The sequence below is a fragment of the Psychromonas saccharinae genome, assembly GCF_051201515.1.
Taxonomy (GTDB): domain Bacteria; phylum Pseudomonadota; class Gammaproteobacteria; order Enterobacterales; family Psychromonadaceae; genus Psychromonas.
In genome coordinates this window covers 3,779,259-3,803,126 of sequence record NZ_CP195153.1, presented here as the reverse complement: position 1 = coordinate 3,803,126, position 23,868 = coordinate 3,779,259, and the positions used below count along the sequence as shown (strand labels likewise).

At 37.7% G+C, this 23,868-nt stretch carries 14 protein-coding genes, 2 tRNA genes, 3 rRNA genes and 2 pseudogenes; 12 read left to right on the top strand and 9 right to left on the bottom strand.

Annotation, left to right across the window (positions count from 1 at the left end; genetic code table 11):
- Positions 1-34: 34 nt before the first annotated feature.
- Complete coding sequence (locus ACR30L_RS17045) at positions 35-2,224, bottom strand: MFS transporter (protein ID WP_435235429.1); 2,190 nt, start codon at positions 2,222-2,224, stop codon at positions 35-37.
- A gap of 830 nt (positions 2,225-3,054) precedes the next feature.
- On the opposite strand from ACR30L_RS17045, the gene ACR30L_RS17040 reads away from it, so the two are divergent.
- Positions 3,055-4,401 (top strand): MATE family efflux transporter, encoded by a 1,347-nt coding sequence (locus ACR30L_RS17040; protein ID WP_435235428.1) that lies wholly within the window; start codon positions 3,055-3,057, stop codon positions 4,399-4,401.
- A 101-nt stretch (positions 4,402-4,502) separates the two neighbouring features.
- Here the strand turns inward: ACR30L_RS17040 and ACR30L_RS17035 are convergent, their stop codons facing one another.
- Positions 4,503-4,664 (bottom strand): hypothetical protein, encoded by a 162-nt coding sequence (locus ACR30L_RS17035; protein WP_435235427.1) that lies wholly within the window; start codon positions 4,662-4,664, stop codon positions 4,503-4,505.
- A gap of 758 nt (positions 4,665-5,422) precedes the next feature.
- Positions 5,423-6,121: a heavy metal response regulator transcription factor gene (locus ACR30L_RS17030; RefSeq protein WP_435235426.1), complete on the bottom strand. Its 699-nt coding sequence runs from the start codon at positions 6,119-6,121 to the stop codon at positions 5,423-5,425.
- Between the two features lie 232 nt (positions 6,122-6,353).
- Here ACR30L_RS17030 and ACR30L_RS17025 point away from each other — a divergent pair, with 232 nt between their 5' ends.
- Positions 6,354-7,832 (top strand): heavy metal sensor histidine kinase, encoded by a 1,479-nt coding sequence (locus ACR30L_RS17025; RefSeq protein ID WP_435235425.1) that lies wholly within the window; start codon positions 6,354-6,356, stop codon positions 7,830-7,832.
- A 56-nt stretch (positions 7,833-7,888) separates the two neighbouring features.
- Here the strand turns inward: ACR30L_RS17025 and ACR30L_RS17020 are convergent, their stop codons facing one another.
- Complete coding sequence (locus tag ACR30L_RS17020) at positions 7,889-10,219, bottom strand: PilZ domain-containing protein (protein ID WP_435235424.1); 2,331 nt, start codon at positions 10,217-10,219, stop codon at positions 7,889-7,891.
- A 766-nt stretch (positions 10,220-10,985) separates the two neighbouring features.
- Here ACR30L_RS17020 and ACR30L_RS17015 point away from each other — a divergent pair.
- The 5 genes from ACR30L_RS17015 (at position 10,986) to rrf (ending at position 16,390) form a co-directional block, all read left to right on the top strand.
- Positions 10,986-12,528 (top strand): 16S ribosomal RNA (locus ACR30L_RS17015).
- A 142-nt stretch (positions 12,529-12,670) separates the two neighbouring features.
- Positions 12,671-12,747, top strand: a tRNA-Ile gene (locus tag ACR30L_RS17010).
- A 41-nt stretch (positions 12,748-12,788) separates the two neighbouring features.
- Positions 12,789-12,864 (top strand) — tRNA-Ala (locus ACR30L_RS17005).
- A gap of 393 nt (positions 12,865-13,257) precedes the next feature.
- Positions 13,258-16,145 (top strand): 23S ribosomal RNA (locus ACR30L_RS17000).
- 129 nt (positions 16,146-16,274) lie between these two features.
- Positions 16,275-16,390, top strand: a 5S ribosomal RNA gene (gene rrf, locus ACR30L_RS16995).
- Together the 16S, 23S and 5S rRNA genes with 2 tRNA genes alongside form the textbook arrangement of a ribosomal RNA operon.
- Positions 16,391-16,504: 114 nt before the next feature.
- Here the strand turns inward: rrf and ACR30L_RS16990 are convergent.
- Positions 16,505-16,693 (bottom strand): annotated as a pseudogene (locus ACR30L_RS16990) (IS630 family transposase); the annotation flags it as partial.
- A 142-nt stretch (positions 16,694-16,835) separates the two neighbouring features.
- Between ACR30L_RS16990 and ACR30L_RS16985 the strand changes: the two are divergent.
- A protein-coding gene (locus tag ACR30L_RS16985) for an IS630 family transposase (RefSeq protein WP_435235423.1) occupies positions 16,836-17,859 on the top strand; the annotation gives its coding sequence in 2 pieces (ribosomal slippage) (positions 16,836-17,290 and positions 17,289-17,859; 1,026 coding nt in all).
- A 94-nt stretch (positions 17,860-17,953) separates the two neighbouring features.
- Here ACR30L_RS16985 and ACR30L_RS16980 read toward each other — a convergent pair.
- A pseudogene (locus tag ACR30L_RS16980) lies at positions 17,954-18,250 on the bottom strand (transposase); the annotation flags it as partial.
- 162 nt (positions 18,251-18,412) lie between these two features.
- A complete protein-coding gene (locus tag ACR30L_RS16975; protein WP_435235422.1) occupies positions 18,413-19,243 on the bottom strand; it encodes a LamG domain-containing protein in 831 nt (276 codons plus the stop codon).
- Between the two features lie 371 nt (positions 19,244-19,614).
- Here ACR30L_RS16975 and hpt point away from each other — a divergent pair, with 371 nt between their 5' ends.
- The 4 genes from hpt to trmB are packed head-to-tail and all read left to right on the top strand — an operon-like array spanning position 19,615 to position 22,503.
- Positions 19,615-20,160 (top strand): hypoxanthine phosphoribosyltransferase, encoded by a 546-nt coding sequence (hpt, locus tag ACR30L_RS16970; protein ID WP_435235421.1) that lies wholly within the window; start codon positions 19,615-19,617, stop codon positions 20,158-20,160.
- A gap of 3 nt (positions 20,161-20,163) precedes the next feature.
- The gene (locus ACR30L_RS16965) at positions 20,164-21,084 is read left to right on the top strand and encodes an ATP-binding cassette domain-containing protein (protein ID WP_435235420.1); all 921 of its coding nucleotides are present in this window, start codon (positions 20,164-20,166) and stop codon (positions 21,082-21,084) included.
- A complete protein-coding gene (locus ACR30L_RS16960) occupies positions 21,077-21,850 on the top strand; it encodes an ABC transporter permease (RefSeq protein ID WP_435235419.1) in 774 nt (257 codons plus the stop codon). The genes ACR30L_RS16965 and ACR30L_RS16960 overlap by 8 nt, the downstream gene beginning before the upstream one ends.
- Positions 21,847-22,503: a tRNA (guanine(46)-N(7))-methyltransferase TrmB gene (trmB, locus tag ACR30L_RS16955; protein ID WP_435235418.1), complete on the top strand. Its 657-nt coding sequence runs from the start codon at positions 21,847-21,849 to the stop codon at positions 22,501-22,503. The genes ACR30L_RS16960 and trmB overlap by 4 nt, the downstream gene beginning before the upstream one ends.
- A 52-nt stretch (positions 22,504-22,555) precedes the next feature.
- Here trmB and panD read toward each other — a convergent pair whose 3' ends face one another.
- Together panD and panC are read right to left on the bottom strand one after the other, a co-directional pair.
- Positions 22,556-22,936, bottom strand: coding sequence for an aspartate 1-decarboxylase (panD, locus tag ACR30L_RS16950; RefSeq protein ID WP_435235417.1), 381 nt, complete (start codon positions 22,934-22,936; stop codon positions 22,556-22,558).
- Positions 22,937-23,010: 74 nt separating this feature from the next.
- Entirely contained in the window at positions 23,011-23,862 is an 852-nt protein-coding gene (gene panC / locus ACR30L_RS16945) for a pantoate--beta-alanine ligase (protein ID WP_435235416.1), read from the bottom strand.
- Positions 23,863-23,868: the final 6 nt, after the last annotated feature.

Genomic DNA, 23,868 nt, shown 5'->3' with positions numbered 1-23,868 from the left:
GCCGAGGAAATATAATACCTCGGCTTTGTTCTTTTTAAGCGTCTTTTTCCGGTGATGTTTGTTTATCTTCTTCGGTAATATGGTCATCAACCTCGATATCATCAATTTGTGTTTGTACTGCCTCTAATAATTGTTCTTCTAGTTCATTATGTTCAGGTTTGTCATTAATTGACATCGCAAGATGTTCTTCTTCAAGTACATCTGAATTTTGTAATAACTCCACCATTTCCGATGCTGATTCAGGCACTGAATCAACGATAGTACTTGCAACATCAACTGCATATTCGGGAATGCTTTCTACAATCTGAGACATGTAGTCATTAACGGCATTACCAATATTTTCAATCGCATCGGCAGGCGTACCTTGCTCATTTTCATGGTCGACTAAGTTTTGGATATAAGATTCGGTGACCATATTTGATGATTCCGGCAACCCTTCGGATACGGTTAATGCTAATTCTGCCGAGTGTTCAGGAGAAACATCGGTTAAGCGATTATATAATTCGGAAGCGGTGTTTTCAGAGTCTGCTGCCGTTCTATCAACAGGACGCATTTCTTCCAAGGAATTGGATAGGTTGGTCATGTATTGTTCGGTCATTTCTAATAATTCATCGGAATGCTCTTCGTGCATATTTTCAGCCGCTAATTCAATCATATCTAAACCGTTATCTGGCATTGCATGAGCGATAGCCACAATAATATTCGTGTATTGTTCTGGATATTCTGTAGTGATCCAGTCTACTAATTCTCCGGCCTGTTCAGGTGAGGCATTGATTAACGCTTCTGCAATAGGTTTTGCCATTTCAGGAGCTGCAGTGGTGATCGCTGAATACAGTTTAGCTATATCTATGTGTTCAATGGTACTTAATGCAGCCGCTATATTAGAGGCATTATCAGGGTTTTTAAGAGCAAGCGCTTTTGCCATATTAACCGCTGCAGAAGGATTTTTAATCGCAAGGTCAATGGCGACTTCAACTTCTGGATTATTTTCAAAGGAAGGATGAGCATATTCGGTTCGTGGATCCAATGATGATGCTGCACCAGAAGGCGTTTGCATAATAAAGTCTTCTTGCGCTTCGCTTGGTAGGGCGGTGCGTTGCTGCATACGTAAGATAATAAATGCTAATAATGTAATGGCAGTAATGACCATAAATATAAATAGTGCACTGCTACCAAAGATATTCATAACAATCGATGCGACATAAGGACCAACAATACTGCCCAATGCATAAATTAGTAATAATGATGACATGGCGGCTAGAATTTGTTCTTTTAACACTTTCTCAAAGGTTTCAGACATGCTCATTGGATAAAGGCAGGCTGACATCCCGGTGACAATAGCGATGGCCAGCAAACTTAAGGTAAACAGATCAAATGAAATGAGCATGGGGATTGATAACGAAAATGCAATAATAGTAATAACCATTCCAAGCATGATTTTACGGCGATCAAAATTATCCGATAAATAAGCAATGGGGAACTGTAGGAATATTGCACCGGAAATGGCCGCGCCCATAAAAATGGATAAATTAAGGTCTGTAATACCATAATCATTAGCATAGATTGGTAGCATGTTTAAAAGACCAGCATAGAGTAATCCACAATAGAAACAGCTAACTACGCCTAATGGAGATAATTTTAATATCGTTAATAATGACATTGATTGGCTCTCTTCAATCTGAGGGCCTTTTTGTTTACTAATAACGATGGGGGTGATGGATAAGCTTAATAGTACACCAGATATAATAAATAAAGTGGTGTCGGTAATCGGTGCTAAATTTAATAAAAACTGTCCTGAAAATAATGCGGTCATGATAACCATTTGGTTAATTGACAGTATTCTTCCTCGATTTTTTTCCGTCGCACTATCACTTAACCAACTATCGATCGTTGCATTTGCACAGGCAATACAAAACCCTGTGATAATTCGCATTAATCCAAGAATTATTGGGTCAGGGAACAGTCCTGAAATGAGAATAGCGACCGAGGTTAAACTGCCGCACATTGCAAAGATGCGAATATGACCAACGCGTTGTAATAATTTACGACTATAGATTGCACCTAACAAAAAACCAACGGATAACATCGATAGTACGAGACCGATCTCGCTTAAATTAACGCCATCGTTTTGCATACGTACTGGGAGTAATATATTACTTAAGCCATAGCCTAACATTAATAAAAAACAGCTAAATAGCATTAAAACGAAGGGTTTAATTGTCATTATCAAAGGAATGCTCTCTTATTGTATTAACCAATTAATGAAAAATTTAATAGCCGAATTATTGTGTCGCAAGATCCAATTTACGAGGGGAATTAAGAAGGCGTTATTAAAAACGTTAAAATGAAGACATAAAATAATGTTATCAATTCAATATAAAATTAGCAATCCAAGCAAGTAGTGGGGGGGAATATTCGTCGTTAAAGGTGGGATTCAAATAAAGGCTAAGTTGTCAGCCAGATACGTGTTTAGCTTAGTATCAACGAGGTAAATAACAATTTATCTTGTGTGCGTATCATGTTTCATTGTCCTATTTTATTCGAATTGAAACTTTAAATTAATTTAATGTGTGCTTGCTCAAAAATCAGTATTTTTACGCTTCTATTTATCATTTTGTTCTAAAATATTATGATAATATTGAATGCTTGTGTGTTACATACTCTCTTTATTCATGCTGTATAAACAGATTTCGATTGGCATTTTCTTGGTATTGTCTGTTAGTAGATTCAATATTGAACAATAAGTTACGCCAAACTTTTTGAGTTTTTCTCTTTCCTCTTACGGTATGAATGTTTTAAATTGTACTAATTATATTAAATCTGTGATCTAAATTTTGCGCTGGAAAAATGGTTTAGTTTGAGGCGAAAGTTACCACTACCGAGAGATTAACAAGTGAATCCTCTAACGTGAGAATTAATTTAAAGACATTAATTCTTTAATGGTTGTTCCCTTAACGAAACTTTCAACAAAGAAATAAACTATTTTAACCCGTAAAATAGATCAGCTAATTATTACGATTGGTATTAAACCCTGATTTACTTATCTGAAAAACAATGGATTTATTCAAACAATTATCGAAGAAAACATTATTAGAAATAACTTCTATTGCGTGGCCGATGGCTTTTAATGCTGTTCTATTACAATCGGTTACGATTATTGATCTGTTATTGGTTGCATCGTTAGGTGATGTTTCCGTTGCTGCTTATGGTGTTGCGGGCGCAATTGTTGCATTCGTACTTGGCGTACAGTTTGCGATTGCAAATGGTACCCAGTTAGTTTTGTCTCGTGCTGTTGGTGCTGGTGATATTCATAAAATTGGATTGGAAGTTGCATCTGGATGGGTAGCGAATATTGGTTTTTCAATTACCGCTGTGATATTACTCTTTTTCTTTTCAGAGCCTCTGGTTAATTTTATTGCGCATGATGACGGTGTTGCAAGTCAGGCTGTTAGCTATATTTATGCATCGTTATATCTTTTGCTTTTTTCATCTGTTTCCCAAGTTATTGTCGTTTATTTTAATGCGAGTAAGAAAACACGCACACCCCTTTATGGATTTTTGTTAGAAATCCCATTAAATGTCGTTTGCAGTGCTGCATTGATCCATGGTTTATGGGGAGCCCCTGAATTAGGTTTGGCTGGTGCTGCATGGGGCAGTGTTATTGCTATTTGTATTCGTTTTATATATTTAGCTTATCAATTCAATCAAGAAAAAGTTCGTGGTTTTGTTGCGGGTTTTAGTGTTGTTAATTTAATGTCTGTGAAAGCGCATATGGACGAAGTGATCCCTATTGTTGCTAATTTTGTTGTATTACTGACGGGACAAATGTTATTTCAAGCATTGTTTGCACAACTCCCCGTGTCTTCTTATGCTGCAATAACACTGATTATGCCTTGGATAAAGATTGGTTCTTTATTCGTTAATTCATGGGCGCAGTCAAGTACGATTATGGTTAGTCAATTTATTGGACGTGCTAATTTTAAAGATATCCCTCCATTTGTTCTGCAATCTAAGTTAATTGCGACATTGATGTCGTTAGTGATGGTAATTGGATTTTACTTGTTTAGTTTATCGGTACCTTATTTATATCCAAAACTTTCTTTAGAAACCATAACAGCATTAGCAGTTATTGCGCCTTGTTATTTTTTCGTTCCATTATTTCGAACGAACAATATGTTTTGCGGTAATATGATCCGGGCGATGGGGGAAAGTTATTTGATTGTTCGAATCAATATTGTGTCTTTATGGATGATTTCTTTACCGCTGTGTGCATTGCTTGTTTACATTAATGCGCCTTTGATGATGATATTTGGCATTACTATTTTTGATGAAATAATAAAGTTTTATCCATTTAGGAAAACATTAATGAATAAATTAAATACTTATAAAGTGTCTGAATGAAAAGTTTGATGGGTTTTCAGTGAGATTACAGTTAGGAAAGAATTGATGAAGGGTCAAAGGTTTTAGCGAGCTACAATGAATGCAACTCGTTATCACACTTATTAATGTACTTGTTCGTGATATTTATCTTTATTTTTATCTAGCCATTCTTCTAGTGCATCAATTGTTCCATAAAAAAGACATCGATTGTTCATATCAAGAATATTCCATGTCTGATATATAGGATCAAATGTTGAAAAAACTTCAGTTTTCTCTTTTGACATTATTTTATCCTCATCGTGGTTAATAATTTAGCTCAGGATACTAACAATTCTTTTTTCAGAATAAAAATCAAAATAAGATAGATATTTTCACCTTAAATGACTTAAAAACGAGTGAAAACCTTTTATTTATTAAATTAAGGTACTGTTTTAGTATTAAATATCTTTTTATATTTCATGTAAGGCTTTGAAATGTATAAGTATATTTTTATTAGCATTTTTAATGCTAAGTATATCCGTATCTCTGTTTTGTCAAATCAAAATCATATATTAATTATATTTATTTTTCAATAGTGTGACAATAATACAAATATGGATGGATCAAAAAGAAAATGTCGCGATTTGATTGAATTTAATACAGAATGTTTACAGTATGATAAAAGAGTCATACAAGAAATTATTTGAGTTTATTGATGATAATGTATTTTAAATAAAAGAGATTAATGGATTATTCAATATCGTAATTGTCGATGTAATTTGAAAGTTGGATAGTTTACGAGCTAACATAGTTTATTTCTGTTAAAAGTTTCTTTAATAGAACAATTGTTTACGTTAGCTTTCTCCTCGAACTAAACCATTCTTCCTGTGCAAAATTTAGAACTCATCTTTAATTAAATTACTCATAATGACCATACCGCTGTCGTTGAAGAAATACCTATTAATGCGTGATGGCATTAATGAATAAATAAAATTTGCCATAAAAAGTAATTCATTAAAGCTACTTTTTATAGCTAAGCAATGAAAAATATTGGAGCGTAAACTTACAGGTTGTCATTTTCATTAATAATATCTAGCACATAACCCATACCTCGAATAGTGTGAATTAATTTAGGTTCATAGGGTTTATCTACTTTATTGCGTAATCGTCTGATAGCAACATCAATAACATTGGTATCGCTATCAAAGTTCATATCCCATACCTGTGATGCAATTAAAGAACGGCTTAATACTTCACCTTTACGTTGCATCAATAGTTCTAATAATGAAAATTCTTTTGCCGTTAAATTAATGGATTCATTATCTCGATATGCGCGACGGCGAAGAAGATCTAATTGTAAATTTTCAATTTGGATGGTTGTGTCAGTTGCCACGTTAGTCTTAGCGTTTCTTTTGAGGATATTACGAATTCGTGCGAGTAATTCAACAAATGCAAAAGGTTTAACTAAGTAATCATCTGCACCTAATTCTAATCCTTTCACGCGATCTTCAATCTGGTCGCGCGCGGTAAGCATCAATACAGGAATATTGATTTGGTTAGAGCGTAGTGTTTGTAAAATTTGCCAACCATTAAGTTTGGGTAACATAACATCGAGTAAAATAAGATCGTATTCTTCACTCATTGCTTGATGAAGACCATCAACGCCATTGTCTGCTAAATCTACAGTATAACTAGATTCCGTTAATCCTTTTTTAAGGTATTCACCTGTTTTCTTTTCATCTTCGACAATTAGTAATCTCATCTTATTCTCTTTTCAATAACAGATTTAGTTGAAAGTGCTATAAAGACAGGTTATTCATCCTTGGAAGATGACAATTTTGTCATCTATAGAGATAATGCTGCCTTCTAAAATAGTATAAGGTTACACTTATCTTATTGAATATAATATTCGTTAAGTTAAAAAAATAATATTTTAAAGTAATTTTTTATTTTATTATGATTGTCGTTCTGACAGCATTTATTTTGGTACTCATATGATCTTTCAACATTCATTAAAACTACGTCTTACGCTATTTTTTACGATTTCTTCTTTAGCTGTTTTAGTTTTGCTGTCAGTGCTTTTGAATAATGAAATTAATAAATATTTTAAGCTGGAAGATGCACATGCACTCAATACTAAAGCTTATATGATGAAAGAATTAATCTCTAAGACCAATTTTGACCGAGATTTTGCAAGTATTACTAAAAAGATGGAAGAGCTTGAAGGGGTTGCAATTAGGATTGATAACCCAGGGGATAAGATTGTACTTTATGTTTCTGATAATATTCGCTTTCCCGCAAGTGTTATCAATGGCACCAATATAGAAACGATAGATACATCTGATGAAGAAAAAAAGGCGCAACATGATTATCATGATTATCGAGTCTTTAAAAAAGCACGACCACCAAAGAATATTGAACAAAAAATAGAAAGCCAATTATTAGAGTGGGAAGATAAAGGGAATTCTTACCGTGGGATGCAATTTAGGATTAATTTTGAAGGCGAAGATCAAGCATCTGTACTTGCAACCCTTGCTTTAAATATTACCCATCGGGATGGGTTTCTTAATGCGTTTACCTCGGCATTAATTAAGCTCACTATTCTTGCCGTATTACTGAGTGCTGCTTTACATTGGTTTATCACTTCTCGCGGTTTACAGCCGTTACAAACATTATCGAAAAAAGCGAAATTAGTGTCAGGGCAAGATATTAAACAACGTATGCCAGTTGATCACTTACCCGTTGAAATTGCAGGGCTATCTGAAACGCTTAATAATATGTTGGAACGTTTAGATGATTCATTTCGACGCTTAGAGAATTTTTCTTCTGACATCGCCCATGAGCTTCGTACGCCTATTAACAACCTGATGATGCAGACTCAAGTTACATTATCGAAACCGCGTAGTAAAAATGAATATTTAATGGCACTTGGTTCTAATGCGGAAGAGTTTCAACGTCTCGCGCGTATGATTTCCGATATGTTATTTTTAGCTAAAGCGGACAATAAACAATTATTGTTGTCTACGGAAACCATCGAGCTCGACCAAGAATTTACGGATTTGTTTGAATTTTATGATGCACTGGCAGAAGACCGAAATGTTCAGTTATCATTTGAAGGGAAGGCGCAAGTTCAAGGAGATCGTTTAATGTTGCGTCGTGCTTTTAATAATCTAATTTCAAATGCACTGCATCATTGCTTCGAGGGGAGTACGATTAAAATTAACATTACGCCAACTAAAAATGATGTTGCTATTGAAGTCGAAAATACAGGGCAGACGATTCCTGAAGAAGTATTACCGCATCTTTTTGATCGTTTTTATCGCGCAGATAAGGCAAGAACCTGTTCTTCATTTGAACGGGTTGGATTAGGGCTTGCAATTACTAAGTCTATTGCTGAAGCGCATGGTGGGAAGCTTTCGGTGACTTCTGAAAATACAGTCACCATTTTTAAATTTACAATTAAGCTTGCTTAAAATTGTGCGTTAATCCCTCGGTAAGTTGTTTGATTAACGCATTGGAAACGATGTTTTTATTCTTGAGATAGTTGTTTAAACGCTTGTGTGCAATCTGTAATCTCGATCAATCCGCATAAGGTCTGTAAATCTTCCTGTAATTTGTTTGTTAGATGTAATGCAAATCGAGAAATTGCATTTAATTCTTGTTGAATAATTGAAAAGTCCGGTCGGTTAATATTTATTAATCGATAATGTAAAACATAAAATTGTGACCTTTCCTTACTATATTGTATAAAGTCATCACGTTCTTTTAAGCTTGAAAAATCTTCATCGAGATAGCTTTTTATTTGCCATTTATGCGCGCGTTTAGGCGTTGCTACAACATAAATAATCGATTCCATTAATGTTTCTTCTTCATTTGTTTTATTGGCATTTAATGGTGTCGCAATAAGGCGCCGGTATAGACTGTTGTTAATAATCGGCGTCGTATTTATTTCATTTTTATTCTGGCTAAGCTTACTGAATAATGATTTAAGTGGATTGTCTGTATTATCAAGTGCAGCATATTTTATATTGAATAAATGCTTTTCTTTTTTTACAAAAAATGCAGCGCTTAAATGACCTGAACCTTTTATCTGACTAAGATCGTTGCTTAAAGCGGTTGGTGAATTTTGTGTTGGTAATTTTTTAAAATGATTTGGGTTATGCTTAATAAGCAAAGCAAAAAACGTATTTGTTATTTGATGTGTTTTTGTATCTGCAACATGTAAATGAAGCACATTATTCGAATCAAAATTAATGAGTGTGTAATGCAAATCTGAAAGCATAAATTTTTGTGATACTTTTTGTAGATCTTGCAAGTTTATTATTAACTCAGTACCAAGCTTTATATTAACCGCTGTTTGAAGTTTGATTTTTAATCCCGATGAGGAAAGATCAAGTATTTCGCCAGGGTATGATTTATCTGCAAATATTAGACTTACATTACTCCTATATTGATATCGCGCTTCTTGACGACGCTCTTCAGGCATAAGCTGACGTATATTTGAATTCCCTAGTACATTGTCATGGTGCACAAAGCGATTAAGTGCATTGAGATCTTGTCCACTAATATTTTCAGAGAATCGGGGGCGTTGGGTAATATCTTCAAGAGTGATTAAATGGGTAATACTATCTAACTGATTATTATCTACTGACTCATTTGTTGTTAAATCTTCATTGTGTCTATGTTGATATTTTCTCGCCGTTAATTTATAAACTCGCCAACTTTCTTTTCGACAACCGTAATGAATAAATAACCCTTTCATATTTTTAGCGATTAATTCTTCTTCCGTTGCTGAAAGGTAATAACGGGTACCATTATTTTGATAGGTAAAACTGTATAAAGTGGTATCAATATTATCTTTATTCGTACTTAATAAAGCGATTGAGCGGGATTCATTAAAAAGGGAATAAAAATTGTTTTCATTATTAGATTGCCAATATTCAATTATTTTTTTGTTGTGTTTATTTTCAATTGAAAACAAGTAAGGCGTCGATGATTTAACATTAAGGGCAATCACGACTTTATTTGAATTAGTTAAATAGTAATGTGTGAGTAATTTGTTTTTTGCAAGTTGGTAATAATAAGAGACATCAATTTTGTATTTGTGTTGATTAGCACGAATGAAATCTTGTATGAATTTAATAAAGGTGCGGTCATTATCGTTATAATTGAGATAAAGGTATTGTATGTCTTCTAATGTATTTTGACCGACCAAAGTATAGTGGGCTAAACCAAGTGCTTCACTATCGATATATTCTTTTTTAAGACCTGTAAAAGAGACATTAATGATTTGTTTACCACTAATTTTAATAGGGTCTTTTAATTTAACTCGTAGTCCAGAGATAGAAATATTGGTTGTTTGGGCTTCGGTTTTTGTTCCATCTTCGAATTCAAGTTCAATATCGGATACAAAAAACATACGTGGTGCTGCGCGTTTATTTGTTTCAGACAGTGAAATTAATTCGCATTGTTGATTGATTGATGTTGATGCAGTTTGTGCTGATTTATCATTTTGAAGTTGTTTTTTTCTTCTTAAATGTTCTTTACTAACATATTCGAAAACACCAATTGTGTATTCTTTATAAATATCGATGCATTTTTCGAAGTCATCTTTTGCATGCTCATCTAAGTAATGTAATGTGTTTTTGTAGGTAAAAGGTTTACATTCAAGTAATGATTTATCACGTAGGTCTATGATTCTTTGGCAAGGCTTAGATAGTCGTGTTATTTCCATTTTAATTAGAAATTTATCACTCGCACTTTCGCCAGAAAGAATTTTATCAAATAAGTCGTTATAATAAGGATCACTTCTAACAAGCAGAAGTTCTTGAATTTGCGACTGATAATTCTTTAAATGCATGTGGTTAACCTTGTCCCATTTTATTACTTTTGACTATTATTATCATTTTAACCTTTTTTAGTCATGTTATTTGTATTTATTAAAGTTGAAAGTGTTATTTATTGCAATGAAAGACAAAAATTCACATGAACCAAAGGTTTATAATAAATATATGCTTATTATTTATCGTCTTTATTCAATAGTAATGTGAATGCAAAGATAAGCAACAGCAATATGTTAATGGATTGGCCTTTATCGAATCTGATAATATCTTATTTTGTCCGTCAATGGTTTGCTTTATATTTCTGGTGTTTTGTTGCTTGCTGGATACTATTTTTGAATAGTAATAGATGTAAACCATTCATAAGAAGTCTTTACGGTAAATAATGTCTATTTTTGAGCAATAAAAGCACGTTTTGTATGTAAATTGTTCGAACAGAAAAATATTGTAAATAAACACTTGCCAATGTGATTCGGATCTCTATAATGCGCATCCACAGACACAGGACGTAACGCAAGTTACACAGTGTTTGTAAGTTCTTTAACAATTTAATCAAACAATCTGTGTGCGCATTGATAGTCGATTTCAAAATAGTCCTTTGGGACAAAAAATCAATATCAGTGACACACGAATTAATTCATTTACATTGAAAGATTTATCTTTCAATGATTAACGAGGCGTATTGAACTTGTTCAATCGCAGTTAATTCAGAATAACTAAAGAACGTAAGTTCTTTAGTTTTAGTCAGTAATATTGAGTCGCAGCGAAAGCTGCAAATTAAACTTTAAATTGAAGAGTTTGATCATGGCTCAGATTGAACGCTGGCGGCAGGCTTAACACATGCAAGTCGAACGGTAACATAACTAGCTTGCTAGTTGATGACGAGTGGCGGACGGGTGAGTAATGCTTGGGTATATGCCAATAGGTGGGGGACAACAGTTGGAAACGACTGCTAATACCGCATAATCTCTTCGGAGCAAAGTAGGGGACCTTCGGGCCTTACGCCTATTGATTAGCCCAAGTGGGATTAGCTAGTTGGTAAGGTAATGGCTTACCAAGGCGACGATCCCTAGCTGGTCTTAGAGGATGACCAGCCACACTGGAACTGAGACACGGTCCAGACTCCTACGGGAGGCAGCAGTGGGGAATATTGCACAATGGGGGGAACCCTGATGCAGCCATGCCGCGTGTGTGAAGAAGGCTTTCGGGTTGTAAAGCACTTTCAGCGAGGAGGAAAGGGATGTAGTTAATAACTGCATTCTGTGACGTTACTCGCAGAAGAAGCACCGGCTAACTCCGTGCCAGCAGCCGCGGTAATACGGAGGGTGCGAGCGTTAATCGGAATTACTGGGCGTAAAGCGCGTGTAGGTGGTTAATTAAGTCAGATGTGAAAGCCCAGGGCTCAACCCTGGAACTGCATTTGAAACTGGTTAACTAGAGTTTTGTAGAGGGTGGTAGAATTTCAGGTGTAGCGGTGAAATGCGTAGAGATCTGAAGGAATACCAGTGGCGAAGGCGGCCACCTGGACAGTAACTGACACTGAGACGCGAAGGCGTGGGGAGCAAACGGGATTAGATACCCCGGTAGTCCACGCAGTAAACGATGTCTATTAGAAGTTTGTGGCTATATGCCGTGGGTTTCAAAGCTAACGCATTAAATAGACCGCCTGGGGAGTACGGCCGCAAGGTTAAAACTCAAATGAATTGACGGGGGCCCGCACAAGCGGTGGAGCATGTGGTTTAATTCGATGCAACGCGAAGAACCTTACCATCCCTTGACATCCAGAGAATCTGTTAGAGATAGTAGAGTGCCTTCGGGAGCTCTGAGACAGGTGCTGCATGGCTGTCGTCAGCTCGTGTTGTGAAATGTTGGGTTAAGTCCCGCAACGAGCGCAACCCTTATCCTTAGTTGCCAGCACGTAATGGTGGGAACTCTAGGGAGACTGCCGGTGATAAACCGGAGGAAGGTGGGGACGACGTCAAGTCATCATGGCCCTTACGGGATGGGCTACACACGTGCTACAATGGCAAATACAAAGGGTTGCTAACCTGCGAGGGTATGCGAATCTCATAAAGTTTGTCGTAGTCCGGATCGGAGTCTGCAACTCGACTCCGTGAAGTTGGAATCGCTAGTAATCGTGGATCAGAATGCCACGGTGAATACGTTCCCGGGCCTTGTACACACCGCCCGTCACACCATGGGAGTGGGCTGCACCAGAAGTCATTAGCTTAACCTTTCGGGGATGGCGATGACCACGGTGTGGTTCATGACTGGGGTGAAGTCGTAACAAGGTAGCCCTAGGGGAACCTGGGGCTGGATCACCTCCTTACGTAAAGAAACGGCTAACCTTTCGCTGAATTTGCTTAGGCAAATAAAGCTATCGGTTCAGATGTTTTGCTTAGGCAAGACACTGTCAGTGCCCACACAGATTGTTTGATTGAAAGTAAAAGAGACTTAGATAGACCTAAATTGGGTCTGTAGCTCAGTTGGTTAGAGCGCACCCCTGATAAGGGTGAGGTCGGTAGTTCAAATCTACTCAGACCCACCAATCTTTTGGATTGGTAATAGATAATCTATCTAGACCATGTTGGGGCTATAGCTCAGCTGGGAGAGCGCCTGCCTTGCACGCAGGAGGTCTGCGGTTCGATCCCGCATAGCTCCACCACTTCATTTTAAATAAATGAAACGGTGCCCAACTTGGATAGAAGCCTTAGATAAATAACACATTTATCTAAGGCTTTTTTTAACGAAAAAGTCTGCTCTTTAACAATTAGGAAAGCTGATAAAGTTCTTATTTATCAACTACATTACAATTTATTGTGATGTATAGATAAATATAAACGAAATTGTTCTCAATTATTAAAACTCAGGTTTTAGTAATTGTAATCAAGCAAAAATAAAATGTTATTCAAATTGATACTTTGAGTAACGTACGTATCTACTCAATCATGTAAATGATTGATAGGTGCACGAAAAACGCAAACGCGTTTTTCATATGTAAAATATGAGAAATCGCAAGCGTCTTGGAAACAACATGCAATGTCTTTAGATATTGTATGGTTAAGTGAATAAGCGTGCACGGTGGATGCCTAGGCAATTAGAGGCGATGAAGGACGTGGTAATCTGCGATAAGTCCAGGGGAGTTGATAACAAACGTTATATCCTGGAATCTCCGAATGGGGCAACCCGGCACTTCGGTGTCATCGCTTAGTGAATACATAGCTAAGCGAAGCGAACGAGGGGAACTGAAACATCTAAGTACCCTTAGGAAAAGAAATCAACCGAGATCCCGAAAGTAGCGGCGAGCGAAATTGGGTCAGCCCTTAAGCTTATTAAAAGTTAGTGGAATGCTCTGGAAAGTGCAACGGTACAAGGTGATAGTCCTGTACACCAAAACTTCTTCTAAGTGAAATCGAGTAGGTCGGAGCACGAGAAATTCTGACTGAATATGGGGGGACCATCCTCCAAGGCTAAATACTCCTAATTGACCGATAGTGAACCAGTACCGTGAGGGAAAGGCGAAAAGAACCCCTGTGAGGGGAGTGAAATAGAACCTGAAACCGTGTACGTACAAGCAGTAGGAGCGGATTTATTCCGTGACTGCGTACCTTTTGTATAATGGGTCAACGACTTAATTTCAGTAGCAAGGTTAACCATCTAGGGTAGCCGTAGGGAAACCGAGTCTTAACTGGGCGATTAGTTGCTGGGATTAGACCCGAAACTTGGTGATCTAGCCATGAGCAGGTTGAAGGTTGAGTAACATCAACTGGAGGACCGAACCCACTAATGTTGAAAAATTAGGGGATGACTTGTGGCTGGGGGTGAAAGGCCAATCAAACCAAGAGATAGCTGGTTCTCCTCGAAAGCTATTTAGGTAGCGCCTCGTGTATCACTGTTGGGGGTAGAGCACTGTTTGGGCTAGGGGGTCATCCCGACTTACCAACCCCATGCAAACTCCGAATACCAACAAGTGCAATCACGGGAGACACACGGCGGGTGCTAACGTCCGTCGTGGAAAGGGAAACAACCCAGACCGCCAGCTAAGGTCCCAAAGTATATGTTAAGTGGGAAACGATGTGGAAAGGCTCAGACAGCCAGGAGGTTGGCTTAGAAGCAGCCATCCTTTAAAGAAAGCGTAATAGCTCACTGGTCGAGTCGGTCTGCGCGGAAGATTTAACGGGGCTAAACATATCACCGAAGCTGCGGACGCGTATTTATACGCGTGGTAGAGGAGCGTTCTGTAAGCCGTCGAAGGGAAAGGTGTAAACCATCCTGGAGGTATCAGAAGTGCGAATGTTGACATGAGTAACGATAAGGGGGGTGAAAAACCTCCCCGCCGGAAGACCAAGGGTTCCTGTCCAACGTTAATCGGGGCAGGGTGAGTCGACCCCTAAGGCGAGGCCGAAAGGCGTAGTCGATGGGAAACGGGTTAATATTCCCGTACCCTTATATTTTGCGATGGGAGGACGGAGAAGGCTAGGTGGGCCTGGCGATGGTTGTCCAGGTTCAAGTGCGTAGGCAGGTGTTTTAGGTAAATCCGGAACACTATATGCTGAGACACGATGTCGAGTCACCACGGTGATGAAGTCATTGATGCCATACTTCCAGGAAAAGTCTCTAAGCTTCAGAAATATAAGGATCGTACCCCAAACCGACACAGGTGGTCAGGTAGAGAATACCAAGGCGCTTGAGAGAACTCGGGTGAAGGAACTAGGCAAAATGGTACCGTAACTTCGGGAGAAGGTACGCCGATGGAGGTGATGAGATTTACTCTTTAAGCCCCTGTCGGCCGAAGATACCAGATGGCTGCAACTGTTTATTAAAAACACAGCACTGTGCAAAATCGCAAGATGACGTATACGGTGTGACGCCTGCCCGGTGCCGGAAGGTTAATTGATGGGGTTAGACTTAGGTCGAAGCTCTTGATCGAAGCCCCGGTAAACGGCGGCCGTAACTATAACGGTCCTAAGGTAGCGAAATTCCTTGTCGGGTAAGTTCCGACCTGCACGAATGGCGTAATGATGGCCATGCTGTCTCCACCCGAGACTCAGTGAAGTTGAAATCGCTGTGAAGATGCAGTGTACCCGCGGCTAGACGGAAAGACCCCGTGAACCTTTACTACAGCTTAGCAGTGAACTTAGAGCCTACATGTGTAGGATAGGTGGGAGGCTTTGAAACGTTGTCGCCAGATGACGTGGAGCCAACCTTGAAATACCACCCTTGTATGTTTTGAGTTCTAACCATGGCCCCTGAATCGGGGTTTGGGACACTGTTTGGTGGGTAGTTTGACTGGGGCGGTCTCCTCCCAAAGAGTAACGGAGGAGTACGAAGGTTGGCTAATCACGGTCGGACATCGTGAGGTTAGTACAATGGTATAAGCCAGCTTAACTGCGAGACAGACACGTCGAGCAGGTACGAAAGTAGGTCATAGTGATCCGGTGGTTCTGAATGGAAGGGCCATCGCTCAACGGATAAAAGGTACTCCGGGGATAACAGGCTGATACCGCCCAAGAGTTCATATCGACGGCGGTGTTTGGCACCTCGATGTCGGCTCATCACATCCTGGGGCTGAAGTCGGTCCCAAGGGTATGGCTGTTCGCCATTTAAAGTGGTACGCGAGCTGGGTTTAGAACGTCGTGAGACAGTTCGGTCCCTATCTGCCGTGGGCGTTTGAGAATTGAGAGGAGCTGCTCCTAGTACGAGAGGACCGGAGTGGACGAACCGCTGGTGTTTGGGTTGTCATGCCAATGGCATTGCCCAGTAGCTACGTTCGGAATCGATAACCGCTGAAAGCATCTAAGCGGGAAGCGAGCCTCAAGATGAGTTCTCACTGGAGATTTAATCTCCCTAAAGGGCCGTTGAAGACTACAACGTTGATAGGCAAGGTGTGTAAGTACGGTAACGTATTGAGCTAACTTGTACTAATTACCCGTGAGGCTTAACCATACAATGTCTAAGTACATTGTTTAGACCAAGACAACTTAAGAAATAAGCTTGCGAAGCGTATTTTACAAATGCAAAGATTAGATAGATAAAAGAACAAGAAACAAACAGCTTTTCTAATTACTTTTTATGCTTGGCGACACTAGCGCTGTGGTCCCACCTGATTCCATGCCGAACTCAGAAGTGAAACGCAGTTGCGCCGATGGTAGTGTGGGGTTTCCCCATGTGAGAGTAGGGCATCGCCAAGCGCCTAATAAACGATAAATCCCTGTTGACTAACGTCAGCAGGGATTTTTTATGTCTACTGTTTGTGATATTTCATAGTGGAAGGTAAATTTTATTCATTATACCAATTCCGTTAATTAAGTTCCCAAATTAATCCAGTCTCTATAACATAATGATTTAACCGCTTCTGTATCTTCGCAGAAGCAATTCCAAGCCCTACAACACTGATCAACAATGTCGTTATAGTTATCAAAACACCTATTAGCTAACTTATTCTGTCGTAGCCAACGCCATACCTGTTCTATTGGGTTTAATTCTGGTGAATAATACCAATCGTAATAATTAGCTGATCTATTTTGCTGGTTAAAATAGTTTATTTCTTTGTTGAAAGTTTCGTAAAGGGAACAACCATTTATACCAATTCCGTTAAATATATGATCTAATAACAGCTCTGATAAAGGAGTTTATATGGAACACGATTTTTCTGCACTAATCAACGCTACGTCTAATTCTAGACAACGATTAAAACTACTCGCTGTTTCACACTTTATCGAAGGTAAAAGTCGAACCGAAATTGCATCTTTTTTGAAAGTGAGTCGGAGAAGTGTCAATATTTGGATAAAATCTTATCTTGATTTCGGATTGGATGGATTAAAAGTAAAGTCCCGCAGTGGCAGGCCTTCAAAATTAACACCTGAGCAATTAATACAAATAAAAGCCTATGTTGTAGATAATGCCATCAAGCCAGAAGGCGGTCGTCTGCAAGGTAAAGACGTACAGGAATATATAAAAACCTCCTTCGGTATTAGCTATCAAAAAACGAATGTTTACCAGATCCTACATAAGCTAAATCTTAGTTGGATAACGACACGTTCAAAACATCCCAAACAATCAATTGAAGCCCAAGCGTCTTTTAAAAAAATTCAAAATAGAAACGATCCTTAGGATCCCCGGTCATATTCATTTAAATAATGTCCTTATTTGGTTTCAAGATGAAGCACGATTTGGCCAACGAAATACGACGACTAGAATATGGGCAGAAAAAGGAACAAGACCTAGAGCAGTTCAACAACAGCAATTTGAATATGCTTATTTATTTGGTGCCGTATGTGTGAACACAGGGCAAACGGAAGCGCTTGTATTGCCCTTTAGTAATAGTGAAGGGATGAGAGAGCATCTAGCCCTCATATCAAAAGCAACGCCTCAAGGTAAATACTCAGTCGTTATTATGGATCAAGCAAGTTGGCATCAAGCCTATTTAGCTGAGGAGTTTGATAACCTAACAATTATACATATTCCACCTTATTCTCCAGAACTAAATCCAATAGAACAAGTATGGCGTTGGTTACGACAAAATGAGTTAGCCAATCGATGCTTTGATAATTATAACGATATTGTTGAGCAGTGTTGTAGGGCTTGGAATTGCTTCTGCGAAGATACAGAAGCGGTTAAATCATTATGTTATAGAGACTGGATTAATTTGGGAACTTAATTAACGGAATTGGTATTACATCAACTTTCGCCTCAAACTAAACCATTTTTCCAACTCAAAATTTAGATCACATATTTAATACAATTGGTATAAACCGAGTTTGTGGTTTTTTGACGAGTTGAGGCTCAAACGAACCTTCTCTGTCACGAGGCGTTTCCAGTTCAAACTGCCCATCATCAGTAATGATAGTTTTGGTTGAAGTGCCGTTCCGGCTATTACTGGTAGATGATTGACGATGTTTAGAGTAACCGAGATGTTCGTCAAGCTCAGCGTTTAATGCTGCTTCAACGGTTATCTTGGTCAACATCTGACTAAAGTTGTTAAGGTCTTTTTCTGTTTTTAATGTTTTAGCGGCTTCACGAGCGAACGCTTCTAATTGCTTCTGATCCATAACTGCTTATCCTTTTCCAAATAGTAGGATTATAAATAAGCAGTTACATAGTTTTTATTACAGTCTCATCATATATGGTATTACTGTTTTTTTAGTTAAAAATGTTACTTATATTAATAAGTGACATTTTATAGTAAATAGATAAGAGCACAATCTTTGAAATTATTCTTCCGTTACAGTAAATCCAAATTCTTCTGCGCGCGTTGCAATTTCATCCGCTGTTAGTGTATCTAGCCAGAATGCAGCGCTATCAATAGAGCCATCTAGATTCTTTTGAGAACTGCTTGAACCGCCACCGATGTAAACTTTATCACCGTCTTTAGTATTTGGAATATAATCTGTAATGGTCTCTGTTCCTTCAAGTACACCATTTACATATATTTTGGCTTCGTTATTATCATAGGTTGCAACTATGTCATACCATGTATCACTTTCGAGGACAGTCGTTCCGGAAACCGATGTTGAACCACTACCATTATAAAGTTTAAATTGTGGTTTCCATGAACTCTTACTAACGATAACTTTCCAGCCAGTGTCACTATCTGTATTTTCAAGTAATTGTAGGTCTTGTCCTTCAGTGGAGTTAAAAGTTATGTCATCCGATTTAAAGACGATTTCCATGGATATAACACCATCCGTTGCCGCTAATGGATCTGTAGTACTATCCATTGTTGTATAATGATATCCGTATGAACCTGAAGTGTCGGATTGTTGTATATCTAAGGCATAACCTAAAGCGTTTGCGCCAGTAACAAGTGTTCGTACATTGTCGCTTGACTTGCTCATGAGTAATTCTTTGTCGCCTTCTATTGCATCGGCATCAATATCGGAGAAATCCCATTCATAATCTGCAGTTAGAGATGTTGTCGCGACTTCTTCTTCCACCACGAGATTATCATCTGAACTACTTGAGGTGAAGGGGTGATCACAACCAAATATTAACAACGTACTTAGTGGTACAAATGTAAATTTAGATATTTTAGTTAGTTTCATTTATTTATCCTTTTTCGACAGTGTATAAAAACCATGTTTACAATAGTATTGTATGATAATAGTTTTTCAGTGAATTTAGTCTCCATTGCAAGTGTAAGTGTGATAGTTATCTCGTATAAAAAGTAATTTACTTTTAATTATGAGATGCTAATCCGTTTGAAGATGTAACTGTGTTGTTTGTGTGCCTTTTACTTTATATTTCAATCTGTTTGATAATATAACTTAAAGTTATGCCTAATTTTACTTGTAAATAAATGCCTGAAATGATGATAAATACTGATTAATTATATCGAGGAGTATTAATCCATTGCGTGTTTAGAATTGCTTTTTTAATGCTATAATCTCCGACTCTTTTATTTACCGGAGTTCCCATGAATCCCAATCATACGATCACTACGATGATCTCTGAGCAACAGATCAAACAACGCATTCAAGAAATGGCAAATGATATCAATGAACGATATAAAGACAGTGAGCGTGTTGTGCTTATTGGTTTATTAAGAGGTTCTGCAATTTTCTTAGCAGATCTTGCGCGTTTATTAACTGTTCCTGTTGTACTCGATTTTATGGCAACGTCTAGTTATGGTAGTGGTACTGATAGTTCAGGGGAAGTTAAGATTCTTAAGGAACTTGATGAAGAAATTCATGGCTGTGATGTGCTGATCGTCGAGGATATTATTGATACGGGCAATACGCTAACTAAAATAAAAAAAATGCTTTTGTTACGAGATCCTAAATCTTTTGCTATTTGTACGTTATTGACTAAACCTTCACGTCGTGAAATAGAGGTTGACGTTGACTGGGTTGGGTTTTCTATTGAAGATAAATTTGTCGTTGGTTATGGTATTGATTACGCACAACTTTATCGAAATCTTCCTTATATTGGTTTTGTTAGCTTTCCCGATCAGGATAAATAATAAATGTATGCTATTGAATTAGATAATTTAACTAAGACTTATAAAGGCAATGTACAAGCCTTAAAAAATCTGTCGCTAAAAGTGAGTGAAGGTGATTTTTACGCTCTACTTGGCTCCAATGGCGCGGGAAAATCGACAACGATTGGTATTATTTCTTCTCTTGTTAATAAGACGAGTGGTCAGGTGAAAATTTTTGGATTTGATCTTGATACTCAATTGGAAGAGGCTAAAAGTCAAATTGGGCTTGTTCCTCAAGAGTTTAATTTTAGTCAATTCGAACCGCCGATTCAGATTTTAGTAAATCAAGCTGGTTTTTACGGAATTAAAAGAAAAGAGGCATTCCTTCGTGCTGAAAAATACCTTAAACAATTAGAGCTGTGGGATAAAAAAGATAAGCCTGCACGTACTTTATCTGGTGGTATGAAACGTCGTTTAATGATTGCTCGAGCGCTGATGCATGAGCCTAAATTATTGATTCTTGATGAGCCAACTGCTGGTGTTGATATTGAAGTGCGTCGCACCATGTGGACTTTTTTAAAGAAAATTAATAACGAAGGGGTAACGATTATTTTAACTACCCATTATCTCGAAGAAGCAGAAACACTTTGTCGTAATATTGGTATTATTAACAAAGGTGAATTGGTTGAAAATACCAGTATGCACAAATTACTAAGCCGTCTTGACAGTGAAACATTCATTCTTGATATTGATAAGCCAGTTTCTCTTTCATCTTCAGAAAATTTTACTGTTAAATTTCAAAATGATGAACGATTAGAAATAGAGTTAACTCAGGAACAATCGTTAAATGATGTGTTTAGTATATTAACTTCGCAAGGTGTGCGAGTGCATAGTCTGCGTAATAAAGCCAATCGTTTGGAAGAGCTATTTATAAAATTGGTTAATAAAGGTACTTTGAATGATTAATTTTAAATATGGTGTCGCGTTAAAAACTATCTGGATAAAGGAAATGAACCGGTTTTTGCGTATCTGGGTTCAGACACTTGTTCCTCCTGTGATTACAATGAGTTTATATTTTGTGATTTTTGGTAATCTGATCGGTTCTCGTATCGGTGAGATGAATGGATTTAGTTATATCGCCTTTATTGTACCTGGCTTGATTATGATGTCTGTTATCACTAACTCATATTCTAATGTTGCCTCTTCATTTTATAGTGCTAAGTTTCAACTTAGTGTTGAAGAGTTATTAGTTGCACCAGTGCCTAATTATGTGATTATTTGGGGGTATATTGGCGGCGGTGTTATTCGTGGTTTGATGGTCGGTGTATTAGTTACCTGTGTATCATTGTTTTTTGTTCAATTACAAATTGCTAACTTATTTGTTTTAATTTTTAGCGTTATTTTGACCGCTATCTTATTCTCCATTGGCGGTTTATTAAATGCAATATTTGCGCGTACCTTTGATGATATAAGTATTATCCCTACTTTTGTCTTAACGCCATTAACATATCTTGGCGGTGTTTTTTATTCGATTAACTTACTTCCTCCTTTTTGGCAGGGCGTTTCTCACTTTAATCCCGTTTTTTATATGATTAATGCTTTTCGTTATGGCTTTCTTGGTGTCTCTGATGTGTCATTACTTTGGTCATTTACTGTGATTATTGCATTTATTATTGTGTTGTATGGTTTGATTGCTGTATTACTCAAAAAAGGAGTTGGTATACGCTCATGAATGAATTAGGTAATTCTCGTGTAATTGTGTCGAATCAGGAAGGTTTACATGAGCAGCTCGATGATGTGGTGTTAAAGCATTTAAATCATGCGTTTCGTAAGCCTTATCAAGCGCATACATTAGCAGCATTTAAAGAAGCTGAAAAATGGATTGAACAACAAGGGAAGCCGATTATTTTTGATTCCTGTTGTGGTGTAGGGGAAAGTACATATCACCTGGCTAAAAAACATCCGGAAGCGATTGTACTTGGTTTGGATAAATCCGCTGATCGTTTAGCTAAACATCCCCAATCCGTCGCTGATAATTATCGCTTACTACAAGTGAATCTGAATGATTTTTGGCGGTTAGCCGTGGAAGCAAATTGGACGCTTACACATCATTATTTGCTTTATCCTAACCCATGGCCCAAAGCGAAACATTTACAACGCAGATGGCATGGTAGTGCCGTTTTTCCTTCTATATTACAGTTAGGTGGGCAATTAGAGTTGCGTAGTAATTGGTTTACTTATATTCATGAATTCGCACGCGCATTGGAACTTGCTGGACATGGCTGTGAATTAATGGAATACCAGAATGATAATCCGATTACGCCCTTTGAGCGGAAATATTGGGCAAGTGGTCAAAAGTCATTGCAGTTGACTGCTACGCTTTAAAACAAAAAATCCGACAATGAGGTCGGATTTTTATTACGGCTAGTCTGAACAACTATGCAACTTGTACTGGCACTGCTTTGCTAGTACGAACAATATTATTGTCTTTATCTAAATACACTAAGTTTGGCTTATAGGCTGCAATTTCAGCTTCGTTTAAGGTTGAGTAGGTACAAATTATAAGTCGATCGCCAACTGCTGCCATACGTGCTGCAGCGCCGTTTAATGATATTATTTTTGAGCCTCGCTCACCGAGAATGGCGTAAGTTGAAAAACGCGCGCCATTTTCAACATTATAAATATCTATTTTTTCATATTCTAAGATACCTGCTGCATCTAAAAGGTCTTGATCAATTGAACAGGAACCTTCGTAATTTAATTCAGCTTGTGTAACACGAGCTTGATGAAGTTTGCCAGTAAGCATTCTTTTTTGCATACAAAAACCTTTCTTTACTAATAAAAATTAACTGAGTGACTCAGCAATGAATGGATCATAGAGTAATGGACACATTATTGTAAATTGATCACTTGATTATCGATTAAACGTGTACGGCCTAAGAATGCAGCCATTAAAATAACGATTCGCTTACTATTGCTATCGATAGGTTGCAAGGTATTACAATCAACAATATCGATCGCATCAACGGTGAATCCATTTTCATTTAGTTCTTTAGAAGCTGCCGTAATGAGTTCTGTGTGTGCTATCTCTTTGCTGGGTAATGACTGAGCTATTTTGTTCATTACTTTTGATAAAAGTGGTGCCTTAGCTCTTTCACTTGAGGACAATTTACCATTTCGTGAGCTCAATGCGAGTCCATTTGCTTCTCGTTCAATATCAACGGGAATTATCTCAATTGGCATTGCTAAATCCGTAACCATTTGCTTAATAATCGCGAGTTGTTGAAAATCTTTTTTACCAAAGCAAGCATAATCGGGTTGCACTAAATTGAATAATTTATTCACAATAGTGGTGACACCGCGAAAATGTCCTGGACGTAATGCGCCTTCAAGACGTTCAGATAATTCTGGGACTTCGACGTAGGTTTGCGCAGTTAACCCATTAGGATAAATAGTGTCTGCTTCTGGAGTAAATACGATGGTTACATTTTCTTTTTCAAGTAGCTGACAATCGTTTTCAAGTGTTTTAGGGTAGGTTTTTAAATCATTCTGATTATCAAACTGCATCGGATTAACAAAAATACTAACAACAACAATGGATGTTTTTTGTTTTGCTTGCCGCACTAATTGTAAGTGTCCGTTATGTAAGTTTCCCATAGTCGGAACAAAGGCGATATCTTTTCCTTGGCGTTTAAGTGCTTTTATTTCATTTTGCAATTGTTTTGGATCGGTGATGATATGCATTTGGGA

Bases quoted from the DNA above. Each gene is read 5' to 3' on its own strand.
- ACR30L_RS17045 (WP_435235429.1), bottom strand. From the start codon at position 2,224: ATGACAATTAAACCCTTCGTTTTAATGCTATTTAGCTGTTTTTTATTA.
- ACR30L_RS17040 (WP_435235428.1), top strand. From the start codon at position 3,055: ATGGATTTATTCAAACAATTATCGAAGAAAACATTATTAGAAATAACT.
- ACR30L_RS17035 (WP_435235427.1), bottom strand. From the start codon at position 4,664: ATGTCAAAAGAGAAAACTGAAGTTTTTTCAACATTTGATCCTATATAT.
- ACR30L_RS17030 (WP_435235426.1), bottom strand. From the start codon at position 6,121: ATGAGATTACTAATTGTCGAAGATGAAAAGAAAACAGGTGAATACCTT.
- ACR30L_RS17025 (WP_435235425.1), top strand. From the start codon at position 6,354: ATGATCTTTCAACATTCATTAAAACTACGTCTTACGCTATTTTTTACG.
- ACR30L_RS17020 (WP_435235424.1), bottom strand. From the start codon at position 10,219: ATGCATTTAAAGAATTATCAGTCGCAAATTCAAGAACTTCTGCTTGTT.
- ACR30L_RS16975 (WP_435235422.1), bottom strand. From the start codon at position 19,243: ATGAAACTAACTAAAATATCTAAATTTACATTTGTACCACTAAGTACG.
- hpt (WP_435235421.1), top strand. From the start codon at position 19,615: ATGAATCCCAATCATACGATCACTACGATGATCTCTGAGCAACAGATC.
- ACR30L_RS16965 (WP_435235420.1), top strand. From the start codon at position 20,164: ATGTATGCTATTGAATTAGATAATTTAACTAAGACTTATAAAGGCAAT.
- ACR30L_RS16960 (WP_435235419.1), top strand. From the start codon at position 21,077: ATGATTAATTTTAAATATGGTGTCGCGTTAAAAACTATCTGGATAAAG.
- trmB (WP_435235418.1), top strand. From the start codon at position 21,847: ATGAATGAATTAGGTAATTCTCGTGTAATTGTGTCGAATCAGGAAGGT.
- panD (WP_435235417.1), bottom strand. From the start codon at position 22,936: ATGCAAAAAAGAATGCTTACTGGCAAACTTCATCAAGCTCGTGTTACA.
- panC (WP_435235416.1), bottom strand. From the start codon at position 23,862: ATGCATATCATCACCGATCCAAAACAATTGCAAAATGAAATAAAAGCA.